General features: G+C 42.1%; 15 protein-coding genes. 6 read left to right on the forward strand and 9 right to left on the reverse strand.

The window, feature by feature from the left end:
* Positions 1 to 44: 44 nt before the first annotated feature.
* The gene (locus CBX98_RS18370; protein WP_109169963.1) at positions 45 to 2,678 is read right to left on the reverse strand and encodes a bifunctional acetate--CoA ligase family protein/GNAT family N-acetyltransferase; all 2,634 of its coding nucleotides are present in this window, start codon (positions 2,676 to 2,678) and stop codon (positions 45 to 47) included.
* A 236-nt stretch (positions 2,679 to 2,914) separates the two neighbouring features.
* Between CBX98_RS18370 and CBX98_RS18375 the strand changes: the two genes are divergently transcribed.
* The 4 genes from CBX98_RS18375 to yciH all read left to right on the forward strand — a co-directional run bounded on the left by CBX98_RS18375 (position 2,915) and on the right by yciH (position 5,451).
* Positions 2,915 to 3,484, forward strand: a complete 570-nt coding sequence (locus CBX98_RS18375) for an SPOR domain-containing protein (protein ID WP_005390018.1) — start codon at positions 2,915 to 2,917, stop codon at positions 3,482 to 3,484.
* Between the two features lie 149 nt (positions 3,485 to 3,633).
* Positions 3,634 to 4,623: a D-alanine--D-alanine ligase gene (locus CBX98_RS18380; protein WP_012842287.1), complete on the forward strand. Its 990-nt coding sequence runs from the start codon at positions 3,634 to 3,636 to the stop codon at positions 4,621 to 4,623.
* 128 nt (positions 4,624 to 4,751) lie between these two features.
* Entirely contained in the window at positions 4,752 to 5,138 is a 387-nt protein-coding gene (locus CBX98_RS18385) for a DUF3319 domain-containing protein (RefSeq protein ID WP_005395460.1), read from the forward strand.
* Position 5,139: 1 nt separating this feature from the next.
* Positions 5,140 to 5,451, forward strand: a complete 312-nt coding sequence (yciH, locus tag CBX98_RS18390; RefSeq protein WP_012842285.1) for a stress response translation initiation inhibitor YciH — start codon at positions 5,140 to 5,142, stop codon at positions 5,449 to 5,451.
* A 297-nt stretch (positions 5,452 to 5,748) separates the two neighbouring features.
* Here the strand turns inward: yciH and CBX98_RS26590 are convergent, their stop codons facing one another.
* The 3 genes from CBX98_RS26590 to CBX98_RS18410 form a co-directional block, all read right to left on the reverse strand.
* Positions 5,749 to 6,378, reverse strand: coding sequence for a DNA-binding protein (locus CBX98_RS26590; protein WP_029856890.1), 630 nt, complete (start codon positions 6,376 to 6,378; stop codon positions 5,749 to 5,751).
* A 235-nt stretch (positions 6,379 to 6,613) separates the two neighbouring features.
* A complete protein-coding gene (locus CBX98_RS18405) occupies positions 6,614 to 6,892 on the reverse strand; it encodes a single-stranded DNA-binding protein (RefSeq protein ID WP_025630509.1) in 279 nt (92 codons plus the stop codon).
* A gap of 22 nt (positions 6,893 to 6,914) precedes the next feature.
* Positions 6,915 to 8,213 (reverse strand): phage/plasmid replication protein, II/X family, encoded by a 1,299-nt coding sequence (locus CBX98_RS18410; protein ID WP_029841312.1) that lies wholly within the window; start codon positions 8,211 to 8,213, stop codon positions 6,915 to 6,917.
* Positions 8,214 to 8,335: 122 nt separating this feature from the next.
* Here CBX98_RS18410 and CBX98_RS18415 point away from each other — a divergent pair, with 122 nt between their 5' ends.
* On the forward strand, positions 8,336 to 8,842 hold the full coding sequence (locus CBX98_RS18415) for a helix-turn-helix transcriptional regulator (RefSeq protein WP_025630376.1): 507 nt from the start codon (positions 8,336 to 8,338) through the stop codon (positions 8,840 to 8,842).
* Positions 8,843 to 9,157: 315 nt separating this feature from the next.
* Here CBX98_RS18415 and CBX98_RS18420 read toward each other — a convergent pair whose 3' ends face one another.
* The 4 genes from CBX98_RS18420 to CBX98_RS18440 all read right to left on the reverse strand — a co-directional run bounded on the left by CBX98_RS18420 (position 9,158) and on the right by CBX98_RS18440 (position 12,611).
* The gene (locus tag CBX98_RS18420; RefSeq protein ID WP_109169964.1) at positions 9,158 to 9,472 is read right to left on the reverse strand and encodes a hypothetical protein; all 315 of its coding nucleotides are present in this window, start codon (positions 9,470 to 9,472) and stop codon (positions 9,158 to 9,160) included.
* A 674-nt stretch (positions 9,473 to 10,146) separates the two neighbouring features.
* Entirely contained in the window at positions 10,147 to 10,776 is a 630-nt protein-coding gene (locus CBX98_RS26595) for a DNA-binding protein (protein WP_029856890.1), read from the reverse strand.
* A 235-nt stretch (positions 10,777 to 11,011) separates the two neighbouring features.
* Positions 11,012 to 11,290: a single-stranded DNA-binding protein gene (locus tag CBX98_RS18435; RefSeq protein WP_025630509.1), complete on the reverse strand. Its 279-nt coding sequence runs from the start codon at positions 11,288 to 11,290 to the stop codon at positions 11,012 to 11,014.
* A gap of 22 nt (positions 11,291 to 11,312) precedes the next feature.
* Complete coding sequence (locus tag CBX98_RS18440; RefSeq protein WP_029841312.1) at positions 11,313 to 12,611, reverse strand: phage/plasmid replication protein, II/X family; 1,299 nt, start codon at positions 12,609 to 12,611, stop codon at positions 11,313 to 11,315.
* A 122-nt stretch (positions 12,612 to 12,733) separates the two neighbouring features.
* Here CBX98_RS18440 and CBX98_RS18445 point away from each other — a divergent pair, with 122 nt between their 5' ends.
* Positions 12,734 to 13,240: a helix-turn-helix transcriptional regulator gene (locus CBX98_RS18445; protein WP_025630376.1), complete on the forward strand. Its 507-nt coding sequence runs from the start codon at positions 12,734 to 12,736 to the stop codon at positions 13,238 to 13,240.
* A 315-nt stretch (positions 13,241 to 13,555) separates the two neighbouring features.
* Here the strand turns inward: CBX98_RS18445 and CBX98_RS18450 are convergent, their stop codons facing one another.
* Entirely contained in the window at positions 13,556 to 13,870 is a 315-nt protein-coding gene (locus CBX98_RS18450; protein WP_109169964.1) for a hypothetical protein, read from the reverse strand.
* Positions 13,871 to 14,504: the final 634 nt, after the last annotated feature.

Consider the following 14,504-nt stretch of genomic DNA (forward strand, 5'->3'; position numbering starts at 1 on the left):
TTATCGAATGTAAGAAGTAAAAGTCATCGCTAATGCTGCGCTTTTCAATTTAAAGGGAGCACCATATCTGCCGTACCGTCTGCAAACTGGACATCGATCTCAAACCCCAAGTTCTGAGCCAACATCAACATTCCTCTGTTTGTTGGCATGGTCATTCCAGACATTTGCTTTGTGCCTTTAATCTTGCAATAGCTGATAATTTTCTGCATCAGCACTTTACCTAAGCCTTTTCCTTTCAAATCTGAACGAACCAAAATAGCAAACTCAGCATCACTATTATCTGGTGTAATCAATGCGCGGGCTACGCCTATGATAGACGGTCCGTCGGTATTAAACGCTACCGCAACAAACGCCATTTCGCGGTCGTAGTCGATTTGAGTGAAGTTTGCCAAAGCCTCATGGTTGAACTCACCAACCTCAGAAAAGAAACGCTTATAGAGATCTTCTTTCGATACGCTATTAATGAATTGAGCATGCAGCGGCTCATCTTCAGGCAGGATAGGGCGAAGCAGGATAGGCTGTCCATCTCGAAGCGTTACAGTTTCGACAAATTCTGCCGGGAAAGGACGAATCGCCAGACGTTTTTGCGCATCTCCCTCGTATTTACACAGTGTGATGTCCGCATCGAGGATAGTTAAATCGCTTCCCGACACCAATACTGGATGGATATCCAGTCTTTGTATTTCTGGCAACTCAACCGCCATTTGGGAGATACGAACTAAGAATTTCGACAACTCACTAATATCGAGCGCATCTTTGTGTTTCTGCAGGCGAATCTTTCCAGACTTTAAAGCCACAACGACAAGGTAGCGTGCAAGCGTCATGTTCAAAGGAGGAAGTGCAGCGACGGCATCTTGGGCGATATTCCACTCCGAGCCGCCTTGACCCAGCAAGATGACAGGTCCAAAGACCTTATCTACTGCAATGCTAATCCTTAGTTCTTCAGCGCTGCCGAGCTTTGCCATACCTTGCACCAACAGACCGTGTACATTGGCAGAAGGGTAACTTAGCTTTACGGTATCTAGAATGGATAGCGCTGCGTTGGAAACTTCTCGACTGTTTCTCAAGTTCAGGGCGACACCGTGTACATCCGATTTATGAGGAATGTCTGGAGATCGCAACTTAACCGCAACAGGGTATCCGATATTTTCTGCCATATGCACGGCTTCAATTTCGTCAGATGCAATCCATGTTGGCAGAACATTAAACCCGAACAGCTTAAATAATGGGCTGGTTTGATGCGTATCCAAGGTGACTGTGTTTTTATCCAGTAGTCGTTCATTTACCCATTCTTTTGCAGAACTCACACTTCCAGAGTGCAATGGCTCAGCCGTCGTTGGCGTTTCCATTAATTGCTTCTGGTTTCGTCGATACTCAACCAAGTGCATGTATGCAACGACCGCACTTTCCGGCGTTCGATAGGTTGGAATGCCAGCTTGAGTAAATGCCAGTCGTGCCTCTCTCGACGTTTGTTCTCCTGACCAGTTGGTCAAGATATTAAAATGCTTATGCCGAGGGTGAGCCTTGATCGCCTCAATAACAGCTTGAGCAGTTTCAAGAGGGTCGGAAACCGCAGAAGGACTATGCATAATCAAGATTGCATCTGCACAGTCGTTATTCATCAGTGCGTTAATGGTATCAATGTAGCGTTTTTTTGTTGCGTCACCAGACAGATCAATCGGATTTCGAGCGCGCCAGTTGGACGGGAGTGCAGTTTGTAATTGCTCAATGGCAGCGTCATCAAGTGTTGCGAGCTGACCACCACGTTCAATCAAAGTATCAACGGACATAACAGCAGGGCCGCCGCCATTGGTGACGATCGCTAAACGCTCTCCACGAAGTGGCACAGAATGCGTGAGTGTTTCTACCGCAGCGAATAGCTCATGCGTATTGCTGACTCGTAACATACCAGTTCGACGGATGGCAGAATCGTAAATTACATCAAGCGTATCACCATCTTGCTGTTCGAAAGTATTCATCTCTTTAGAGCGGCCCGCTTTTAATACCAATATACGGCGGTTCCGTGAAGCAGCTCGCGCAGCAGACATAAATCGTCGAGCATCCTGGATATTATCCACATAAAGCAGAATAGCTTCCGTATTCCCATCCATACTTAAGTAATCAAGCAAATCTGCAAAATCGATATCCTGTCCGCGTCCAATCGAAATGAACGAAGAAAAGCCAATATTCTTATCATTTGCCCAGTCTAACACTGTGGTACAAACCGCCGCAGATTGTGAGATGAACGCAATTTTTCCGGGCTTAGCCGCAACAGGAGAAAACGTGCAGTTAAATTTGTGCCAAGGCAAGATAATACCTAAGCTGTTCGGTCCTAAAACTCGAATATTCAATGATGAAATATTTAAAGGCTGAGCGTCATCAGAGATAACAATCGCAAACGGCGTGCCTCTCTCATCTAACTCTTTAAGCAGTTGCTCATTGCGTGAAACGTTCGTACATAAAATCGCAATATCTGGCGTATAGGGTAGGGAAGCCACATCCGGGTAGGCTATAACTCCGGATACCGCTTTGTATCGCGGCGTTACTGGCATAATCGCGCCACCAAATCCACTTTGTAGAAGGTTACGCATAACGACATGCCCTGCTCGCAATGCTTTTTGAGATGCACCAATAACGGCCACAGAGTTGGGTTTAAAGAGTTTATGTAGTTTATTCATGCTGACTCCTAGCCGTTTGCAAGTAACGTTTGCCTATCGGTTTCATATCAATCATAAACGAATAATTTATTGATAAAACGCCTTCAGACCAGACATTGCATAAAATGTGGACGATGCTTATGGAGTTTGTGTTATTCATCACATCAAAATCACAGATTATTGTATTTGATGCTTGATAAACGGCCCTGCTATCGGCATGATTTATCGTAATATTTATCCAGAGCATTTGTTACTTCATGAAAAAAATCGCAATCATCGGCTTGTCAGTCCTGCTTTCTGCTTGTGCATCTGAAACTTACATCACAGACGTAACTTCTGAAAGTTATCGAGAGGACTACAAATCAGATCGTATCTCTAAGCCAATTATGGCGTCTGAAAACGCTGTAGTAGAAAAAGACGTACAACCAACTGTTGTGAAAATGACGGCAAAGCCTGAAGAGAAGAAAGTAGTCAAGCTAACGCCAAAAGAGCAGGCGAAGCCAGTTAAGATCGTACCACCGAGTAAAAAGCAAGCAGGTATTCAACGATTCGGCTATACCATTCAAGTCGCGGCTGTGGGTAGCCAAGCGAAAGTCGATCAGTTTGCAAATAAGCTGCCACAGAACGGTCAGCCAATTTGGGAAAACTACAAAGTCGTCAACGGTACTAAGTGGTTCTCAGTTTTATACGGAGACTACGCAACAAGCGCGGAAGCCAAGCAAGCGATTTCGACTTTGCCTGCTCAATTTCAGCAGCTAAGACCATTTGTTAAAAGCATTGACGCCATTAAAAACTCAGCTTACCCAACGCTTAACAAATTAAACTAACACATCAAATAAGGGAGCGAATAGCTCCCTTATTTATTTGTTCAAATCCTACTCGAACAAAATTCCTCACACTAAAATTACTGTACGTCACACTTCAAAGGTTTATCATAATAAATAGTATCTTTTGTAGGTCACGGAAAGATTGATTCATGATTAAAAATATTCTTCTACTATGCGGCGGCGGCTCTTCTGAGCACGAGATTTCATTATTGTCTGCAAACTTTGTCGAACAACAATTAAATCTTATTGAAGACGTTCACGTTACACGCGTAGAAATAAAAAACGAAGGTTGGATGACCAACCAAGGTGAGTTGGTTTACTTGGATCTCAATACCAAGCAGTTGTGCTCAAGTGAATCTAATCAAACCATCGATTTCATTGTGCCTTGTATACATGGTTTTCCAGGCGAGACAGGTGATATTCAATCTCTGTTTGAAATCGCAGGCATTCCTTACCTGGGTTGCGGGCCAGAAGCAAGTAGCAATAGCTTCAATAAAATCACATCTAAGCTTTGGTACGACGCTATCGGCATTCCCAATACGCCATACTTATTCTTAACGCGCAACGATGAAGAAGCTCATACTCAAGCTCATAAAGCATTTGAAAAATGGGGAAAAGTCTTTGTCAAAGCCGCGCGTCAAGGGTCATCTGTTGGATGTTACAGCGTCACAGAAAAAGATAAACTTTCCAATGCAGTAAATGATGCGTTTGGGTTTTCTGACCAAGTGTTGGTTGAAAAATCAGTAAAACCACGAGAGCTTGAAGTTGCTGCATATGAGATGAATGGCCAGCTGCACATAACGAAGCCAGGCGAGGTTATTGCACCTGACGGTGCTTTTTACTCGTACGATGAAAAGTACAGCAGTTCAAGTCACTCGCTCACCGAAGTTGAAGCGAAGAATCTAACCCAAGCACAATTAGATGCAATTCAGCACGCATCTGAAAGGGTATTTAAGCAAATGAATCTTCGCCATTTGTCTCGTATCGACTTTTTCTTAACGGAAGATGATGAGATTTACTTAAACGAAGTAAACACATTCCCAGGTATGACTCCGATCTCGATGTTCCCTAAAATGCTTCAAAATAACGGGCACAAATTCCATGAGTTCTTGGAAGATTGTATAAACAGTGCAAAGTGATTAACGTTATCGAGGCGCGTTTTATGATAGAAATTGTTTTCTAGAGCAAGGTTTATTCAAGCCGTATTTGAATATTGCTCAGTAGCAATTATGATTATATCAACGCATTAAACAGATGACTCAGTGGTATGGCGATTTCAAACTATAGAGGTTTTAACCTGCAGTCAGGCGGACCAGATGGCAGTATTTGGAAGGTTAAAATCAAGAACCACGTCTTACAAGGTAGTTTGACGGCGGTAAAGAAAAGCATTGATTGGTGGTGCGATACCGCATCAATTATTGATCCCAAAGAGTTTGCTGCGCTTGGACAAAGAGCGCAGCAAGTTGGTGGTGCAAAATCAGAAGTCTTTAACGGTTATACGATTCAAAATGATACAGGTCAGCCCAACTCTTGGTACTGTATGTTTAATGGTAAACTGATTAAGGGTAGTAAAACTGCTATTCAACGTCATATCGAAGCTTATTTAGTTGCAAAGCAAAAAGCGATGCAAGCTCAACAACAAAAGAAACAATAGAATGACTCTGGTATATTCAACAGAAACCGGTCGAATTAAGCCGGAAGAAGAGAAAACATCTCGCCCCAAAGGCGACGGTATTGTACGAATTCAGCGCCAAACGAAAGGACGTAAAGGTAAAGGTGTATGCATCGTTACAGGTTTAGACTTGGATGATGCACCTTTAAAATTATTAGCTGCAGAACTAAAAAAAGTCTGCGGCTGTGGTGGCTCGGTAAAAGATGGCAATATCGAAATTCAAGGCGATGCTAGAGACAAGATCAAAGCGCATCTTGAAAAGAAAGGCATGACAGTCAAATTAGCCGGTGGCTAATTTACATTCAGGGAAACTCAGAATGGCGTCTAAAAATAGACGCCATTTTTTATTTTAGTAAGTAATACGCTAATTGAAGAACAAGCAATCGCAGATTGATAGATCGATATTAGCTATTTTATGGTAAATAGCTAATATGTTTAATACTCATATTAAAGGCTTTAAATTTCAAATTCACAGGGAAATAGGAGCGCTCATTGGCAACATTTGGCGTACGAGCACATATAATTTAACATAATATACATAATACGCACTTTTAAGGGGAGGTTTATTCAAGTATATCATGGTCTTATAGCTCTAGTTCATTCCGTCGATTGCATCTTTCTGGCGCTTAACATGATTCAAGTAATCGTTCTTGTCCAGGTACAACCGTTCTTGGAACATACATACTTTTCTCACATGACTTTCATCAACGTCGAACTTATATGAGATCTCTCGATAAGTTAGCCCTAGTTCTGCCAGCTGGCGTATCAACTCAACATCATCATTTAAGAGTTTCACTACAGGCGAAGTCTCCGCAACTTTTCTGTATGAGACACCTAACTTACCAGCTCTAACTTTTACTGACTCTCTACTACGGCCAAGAACGTGGCCAACTTGTTCGAACGACATTTTATCTTGGCATGCAATGATGAACGCATCTTCTTTAGCACTGTAATGAGATTTCCTCCAACGTTGGTCGTTTACGATAAGTCCATCTCGAATGAGCTTTTTGGAACGAACATATATTGAATGAGCTGAGCGCCCTAAGTTTTTGCCTATCTGTGTGAACGGGATTTTTTGGTAATGCTCGATTAAGTAAGCATCTTCTTCTGGTGAGTATGGCTCGTATCCTGCGATACGAGCACCTTTGCGACCATTCTTTTTGCGTTCATTCTGAGGGATTTTGAAGAACGCATGAGTAAATTGTTTAATGGCTGGCTTCATAGTTCAGAGCAGCTTCCAGTAAAGTTTCTAGTGGAACTCTAACGAACGGTATTTCTTTGTGATCATCCAAGAACACTAAGAGTTGAACATCTCCATAGCCACGACGTGTAAAGCGTGCTTTATATGTGGGCCTTGATAGTTGAAGTAACTCGAAGTCTCTTAAGCCAAGATGTGCACTATGTTTTGGATCGTATATTCCTAATGTAGCCATGACGTTGTGTTCCTTACTTTACTTCTATTTTTCGTCTATAGGATCAATGAGTAAGCCGAAGCGTTTTAACTCCAGAGAACCGAACTGATTAATAACAAAGCTAGAGGGATGTATTGTATAGAGTCCTGCAACATACGCTGGCTGTCCTTCTTCTAACTGTAGCTTCATCTCTACTGGGAACTTACCGCCCAAGTGCGCGTAAGCTACTTGCTCATAGATATTGCGCGGTGGCTTTCCTTCTTTAGCTGGGATTGTGCGCGTTTCGATTTGTACATTTTCTGGGAAGATTTCGATTTTCAACATGTTGTTTCCTTCTGGTTTGTAGTTAAGCTGTGAGTCTGATTACATTGTCTTCGCCGTAACCATACATTCGTGATATGTGCCCTACTTTGGGCTCCACATAATCAGCCGGATGCTGTTGTGAGAAGTCTATTTCGATGACCTGAAGAAGCGGAACAACGTTGTCTTTTTCATTACCTTGTAAGTTTTGAAGCTGAGCTTTTGAGAAGCCGATAGCTAACAAGTCATTGAGTTGGCGAGAGAACGTTGCTCTCGATGTGAAGGATTGATACACGGCGTAGTAACCATCTGATACTAGTGAGCGGTAGAACCGGAACAACTTATCGGCTTTCGCGTAAGATATGTTCCCTTTTGGTGTTACGCGGTAGTAAGCCTTTTTCAAGTTGCTGTGTACTTCTTCGTCGTTAAAGATATTCATGTGTTGTCCCTCTAGCGCTTCCAGTAGTGGTGTAAATGCTTTGGTCCAGATATCTGCTATTAAATTGCGGCCTGTTGATTCGTATTCTTTCTGGTAGTTAATCGCGTCGAATAGATTTTTAGGTATCTCTAAAGCGTCTAAATAGCGGCGGTGTGCTCCGGCTTCAAAACGGACTAAGTGTCGTGCATAGTTGATTAGTTGTGGTGAAGACATGACGTCGATAACACGATCGTATGAGTGATCGCCTTTTTCTTGTAACGCCCTTAAGTCTCGTAGTTGGCGGCTGAACTCAGGTCCTTTCAGATAGGCTTTTCGGTCACAGTGACGGGAGTTCTTGTTAAAATATACAGTGGTTTCATGTTCGTTACGTACAGCCGTACGCATTTGTTTATTCGAGACATTTTTTAGTTGCTGTATAACTTGGCGAGCCTGTAGTTCGGTCTTTACTCGTGCCGAGTATGTCGCATCAATGGCGTCTAGTGTTGCAGACTGGATATCTAACATTTCATAGACGTCAGGGTAATTGTTGTAAAACGCCATCAACATTTCTATAGCTCCAACCTCGATAGACGTTGGGCCGTAGACATTATGACCCTGCAGGATTTTAGCTGGTGATGCTTTTAACTCTATACATGGAGAACGTAAGCGAGTTCCCTGATAAATCTTGAATGCCATTCCAGTAAAATGTGTTGGAAGAGATTCGAATGCATGTCTTAAGTCAGCAACCTCATATTTATCTGCACCAACTTCACCAGTGAAGAAGATCGTTTTTGCCTCAAGACCAACACCACGACGGGAGCACTCTTTGATATCGACGTAAGACACAGCTTCACCCGACTTAGCTTGGTAAGTCGTCATCGTAAACTCAGTCTTAAATGGTATCGATATCTTGAGTTTGTCTATCACACCCAAAATCCTGTCAAGAAGTTTAATAAACACTTTTGTGTATGTACATATACACTAAAGTATGTGTTACTAATAAGCAACACTAAAGTGGGTGTAAACTTAAACTAATGTAGGGTTTTGATATGGACAACGTAAACATGAGTATTGGTGAAGTACTAAAGGAACGTAGAATTGAACTGGTCATCAAACAGGAAGATTTGGCTGAACAGATGGATGTAACTGTACAGACAGTCAGCAAGTGGGAACGTGGGATAACCGAGCCTAAAGCAACTCAAGTGGCTAAATTAGCCAAAGCTCTAAAGCTTACAGAACGTGAGATTTGCCAAGGTAAAAAGGATCAAATGACTCAACTTGATCCTTTTGAGTTTATGAAGCTTGTTGGTCCATGTATGAAAGGGATTTCAGAGACCGAAGTAATCATGACAATGTATGATTATGTTGATGATAAACAAGGGTTTATCAACAGCTTAGCTGAGCAGTCTAACCGCCCTTTGTTTTCATTTAAAGAACGAGACAAGAGTCAAGCGCGTGACATGTTAGCACTATATGAGAGCGGTTCGATTTCGTTCAACAACGAGCAAGAAGAGCAACGTTGTTTAGAAGTTTGGAAGCGAACATTATCCGAGTAAAGTTTCAAAATGAAACAAGAGTACACTATTAAAGATAGTGTACCTTGGTCACGATGGAGCCATTTTCGAATGGCTCCTTCCCCGACGAAACGGGGCCCCTTCCATTCGCAAATGTCTTGCTCTGACCTGCTCCTCATTTCTCCTCGCTCAGTCTCCGCTCGTCGGCATTCGTTACAGGCCGAGCTAACTGACAGATACAAAAAAGGCAGCCGAAGCTGCCGCGCGATTGACTTAAGCGAACGCTTGATTAAGGCGAGCGCTTGGCTACTCATTTTCACTCTACAAGCAAGCTTATAGCAGTGAAAATCGAGCTCACTAAACTAGTGGTGTAATAGCCACTCTGATTTGACCAATTGGGAGAGCTAAAGTTTGCTGAGTTGGTCTCTCCACATCAAATTCAACTGAGAAATCAAAACTCATTGGTTCAGGGCAAACTCCTGTAACTAAAGGAGCTCCAGCTGGAATAGTCATAACAACGTTAGCATTAATTGTATTACCGTCTTGAGTATACGTTCCACGATAACTCAAACCGCCAACATCTGTACCACGTACTTGGTTATCAGTCATGGTGAATAGAGCAAAACCTGTCAAACCTGCAGCGTAATCTACTCGGAAGAAATGCGCATTCATTATAGTCCCCTATGTGTTGTGAAATGCCATTAACTACATGGGGCTTACTGTACATAAAAACAAGAGCAAACCATTGCATTATTTCATGTTGCGTGAATCTACCTTGCATTGGTTTGGCATATTATTCTAAGGAATTAAATGAAAATAGAGAGGAATCACTCAAAACCTATAACACTTATCTCATATTAGCTAGAATATTCTAGCGTTTTTAGGGCTGTTTGGGTCGAAGCGTTTAACCAAATTAAATGATGCAGTACAATAACTTAAAGAAAAGCCCTCGAGAAATGGGGTTCTCAAGGGCTTATCAATAACCCTAAGGAGGGAAATAAATGATAGCTCTACTAATAGCAATAATTAACTTAATAGACACAATCATCCAACTACTAATCTCAACAATATAAGAACAAAGTCCAGTGTTGCAGCACTGGGCTTTTTGTTTGAGACAAAGTGATAATATCATAAGAAAGCAATTATGCGCATTATGCGAATTATATTACGGGCTATCCCTTCAAAGCGATTCTCTCTCCTAGCCATCACGGCAAGCCGGATTTGGTCAAGTCGCACCGCCCACCCTTTGCGCACTCTAGGCTTTCAGCAAACCCTCAACATAATTCATAACCATAATACGCACTTTTAAGGGGAGGTTTATTCAAGTATATCATGGTCTTATAGCTCTAGTTCATTCCGTCGATTGCATCTTTCTGGCGCTTAACATGATTCAAGTAATCGTTCTTGTCCAGGTACAACCGTTCTTGGAACATACATACTTTTCTCACATGACTTTCATCAACGTCGAACTTATATGAGATCTCTCGATAAGTTAGCCCTAGTTCTGCCAGCTGGCGTATCAACTCAACATCATCATTTAAGAGTTTCACTACAGGCGAAGTCTCCGCAACTTTTCTGTATGAGACACCTAACTTACCAGCTCTAACTTTTACTGACTCTCTACTACGGCCAAGAACGTGGCCAACTTGTTCGAACGACATTTTATCTTGGCATGCAATGATGAACGCATCTTCTTTAGCACTGTAATGAGATTTCCTCCAACGTTGGTCGTTTACGATAAGTCCATCTCGAATGAGCTTTTTGGAACGAACATATATTGAATGAGCTGAGCGCCCTAAGTTTTTGCCTATCTGTGTGAACGGGATTTTTTGGTAATGCTCGATTAAGTAAGCATCTTCTTCTGGTGAGTATGGCTCGTATCCTGCGATACGAGCACCTTTGCGACCATTCTTTTTGCGTTCATTCTGAGGGATTTTGAAGAACGCATGAGTAAATTGTTTAATGGCTGGCTTCATAGTTCAGAGCAGCTTCCAGTAAAGTTTCTAGTGGAACTCTAACGAACGGTATTTCTTTGTGATCATCCAAGAACACTAAGAGTTGAACATCTCCATAGCCACGACGTGTAAAGCGTGCTTTATATGTGGGCCTTGATAGTTGAAGTAACTCGAAGTCTCTTAAGCCAAGATGTGCACTATGTTTTGGATCGTATATTCCTAATGTAGCCATGACGTTGTGTTCCTTACTTTACTTCTATTTTTCGTCTATAGGATCAATGAGTAAGCCGAAGCGTTTTAACTCCAGAGAACCGAACTGATTAATAACAAAGCTAGAGGGATGTATTGTATAGAGTCCTGCAACATACGCTGGCTGTCCTTCTTCTAACTGTAGCTTCATCTCTACTGGGAACTTACCGCCCAAGTGCGCGTAAGCTACTTGCTCATAGATATTGCGCGGTGGCTTTCCTTCTTTAGCTGGGATTGTGCGCGTTTCGATTTGTACATTTTCTGGGAAGATTTCGATTTTCAACATGTTGTTTCCTTCTGGTTTGTAGTTAAGCTGTGAGTCTGATTACATTGTCTTCGCCGTAACCATACATTCGTGATATGTGCCCTACTTTGGGCTCCACATAATCAGCCGGATGCTGTTGTGAGAAGTCTATTTCGATGACCTGAAGAAGCGGAACAACGTTGTCTTTTTCATTACCTTGTAAGTTTTGAAGCTGAGCTTTTGAGAAGCCGATAGCTAACAAGTCATTGAGTTGGCGAGAGAACGTTGCTCTCGATGTGAAGGATTGATACACGGCGTAGTAACCATCTGATACTAGTGAGCGGTAGAACCGGAACAACTTATCGGCTTTCGCGTAAGATATGTTCCCTTTTGGTGTTACGCGGTAGTAAGCCTTTTTCAAGTTGCTGTGTACTTCTTCGTCGTTAAAGATATTCATGTGTTGTCCCTCTAGCGCTTCCAGTAGTGGTGTAAATGCTTTGGTCCAGATATCTGCTATTAAATTGCGGCCTGTTGATTCGTATTCTTTCTGGTAGTTAATCGCGTCGAATAGATTTTTAGGTATCTCTAAAGCGTCTAAATAGCGGCGGTGTGCTCCGGCTTCAAAACGGACTAAGTGTCGTGCATAGTTGATTAGTTGTGGTGAAGACATGACGTCGATAACACGATCGTATGAGTGATCGCCTTTTTCTTGTAACGCCCTTAAGTCTCGTAGTTGGCGGCTGAACTCAGGTCCTTTCAGATAGGCTTTTCGGTCACAGTGACGGGAGTTCTTGTTAAAATATACAGTGGTTTCATGTTCGTTACGTACAGCCGTACGCATTTGTTTATTCGAGACATTTTTTAGTTGCTGTATAACTTGGCGAGCCTGTAGTTCGGTCTTTACTCGTGCCGAGTATGTCGCATCAATGGCGTCTAGTGTTGCAGACTGGATATCTAACATTTCATAGACGTCAGGGTAATTGTTGTAAAACGCCATCAACATTTCTATAGCTCCAACCTCGATAGACGTTGGGCCGTAGACATTATGACCCTGCAGGATTTTAGCTGGTGATGCTTTTAACTCTATACATGGAGAACGTAAGCGAGTTCCCTGATAAATCTTGAATGCCATTCCAGTAAAATGTGTTGGAAGAGATTCGAATGCATGTCTTAAGTCAGCAACCTCATATTTATCTGCACCAACTTCACCAGTGAAGAAGATCGTTTTTGCCTCAAGACCAACACCACGACGGGAGCACTCTTTGATATCGACGTAAGACACAGCTTCACCCGACTTAGCTTGGTAAGTCGTCATCGTAAACTCAGTCTTAAATGGTATCGATATCTTGAGTTTGTCTATCACACCCAAAATCCTGTCAAGAAGTTTAATAAACACTTTTGTGTATGTACATATACACTAAAGTATGTGTTACTAATAAGCAACACTAAAGTGGGTGTAAACTTAAACTAATGTAGGGTTTTGATATGGACAACGTAAACATGAGTATTGGTGAAGTACTAAAGGAACGTAGAATTGAACTGGTCATCAAACAGGAAGATTTGGCTGAACAGATGGATGTAACTGTACAGACAGTCAGCAAGTGGGAACGTGGGATAACCGAGCCTAAAGCAACTCAAGTGGCTAAATTAGCCAAAGCTCTAAAGCTTACAGAACGTGAGATTTGCCAAGGTAAAAAGGATCAAATGACTCAACTTGATCCTTTTGAGTTTATGAAGCTTGTTGGTCCATGTATGAAAGGGATTTCAGAGACCGAAGTAATCATGACAATGTATGATTATGTTGATGATAAACAAGGGTTTATCAACAGCTTAGCTGAGCAGTCTAACCGCCCTTTGTTTTCATTTAAAGAACGAGACAAGAGTCAAGCGCGTGACATGTTAGCACTATATGAGAGCGGTTCGATTTCGTTCAACAACGAGCAAGAAGAGCAACGTTGTTTAGAAGTTTGGAAGCGAACATTATCCGAGTAAAGTTTCAAAATGAAACAAGAGTACACTATTAAAGATAGTGTACCTTGGTCACGATGGAGCCATTTTCGAATGGCTCCTTCCCCGACGAAACGGGGCCCCTTCCATTCGCAAATGTCTTGCTCTGACCTGCTCCTCATTTCTCCTCGCTCAGTCTCCGCTCGTCGGCATTCGTTACAGGCCGAGCTAACTGACAGATACAAAAAAGGCAGCCGAAGCTGCCGCGCGATTGACTTAAGCGAACGCTTGATTAAGGCGAGCGCTTGGCTACTCATTTTCACTCTACAAGCAAGCTTATAGCAGTGAAAATCGAGCTCACTAAACTAGTGGTGTAATAGCCACTCTGATTTGACCAATTGGGAGAGCTAAAGTTTGCTGAGTTGGTCTCTCCACATCAAATTCAACTGAGAAATCAAAACTCATTGGTTCAGGGCAAACTCCTGTAACTAAAGGAGCTCCAGCTGGAATAGTCATAACAACGTTAGCATTAATTGTATTACCGTCTTGAGTATACGTTCCACGATAACTCAAACCGCCAACATCTGTACCACGTACTTGGTTATCAGTCATGGTGAATAGAGCAAAACCTGTCAAACCTGCAGCGTAATCTACTCGGAAGAAATGCGCATTCATTATAGTCCCCTATGTGTTGTGAAATGCCATTAACTACATGGGGCTTACTGTACATAAAAACAAGAGCAAACCATTGCATTATTTCATGTTGCGTGAATCTACCTTGCATTGGTTTGGCATATTATTCTAAGGAATTAAATGAAAATAGAGAGGAATCACTCAAAACCTATAACACTTATCTCATATTAGCTAGAATATTCTAGCGTTTTTAGGGCTGTTTGGGTCGAAGCGTTTAACCAAATTAAATGATGCAGTACAATAACTTAAAGAAAAGCCCTCGAGAAATGGGGTTCTCAAGGGCTTATCAATAACCCTAAGGAGGGAAATAAATGATAGCTCTACTAATAGCAATAATTAACTTAATAGACACAATCATCCAACTACTAATCTCAACAATATAAGAACAAAGTCCAGTGTTGCAGCACTGGGCTTTTTGTTTGAGACAAAGTGATAATATCATAAGAAAGCAATTATGCGCATTATGCGAATTATATTACGGGCTATCCCTTCAAAGCGATTCTCTCTCCTAGCCATCACGGCAAGCCGGATTTGGTCAAGTCGCACCGCCCACCCTTTGCGCACTCTAGGCTTTCAGCAAACCCTCAACATAATTCATAACCATAATACGCACTTT

This window comes from Vibrio sp. T9, assembly GCF_003123985.1.
GTDB classification, from domain to species: Bacteria; Pseudomonadota; Gammaproteobacteria; order Enterobacterales; family Vibrionaceae; genus Vibrio; species Vibrio diabolicus.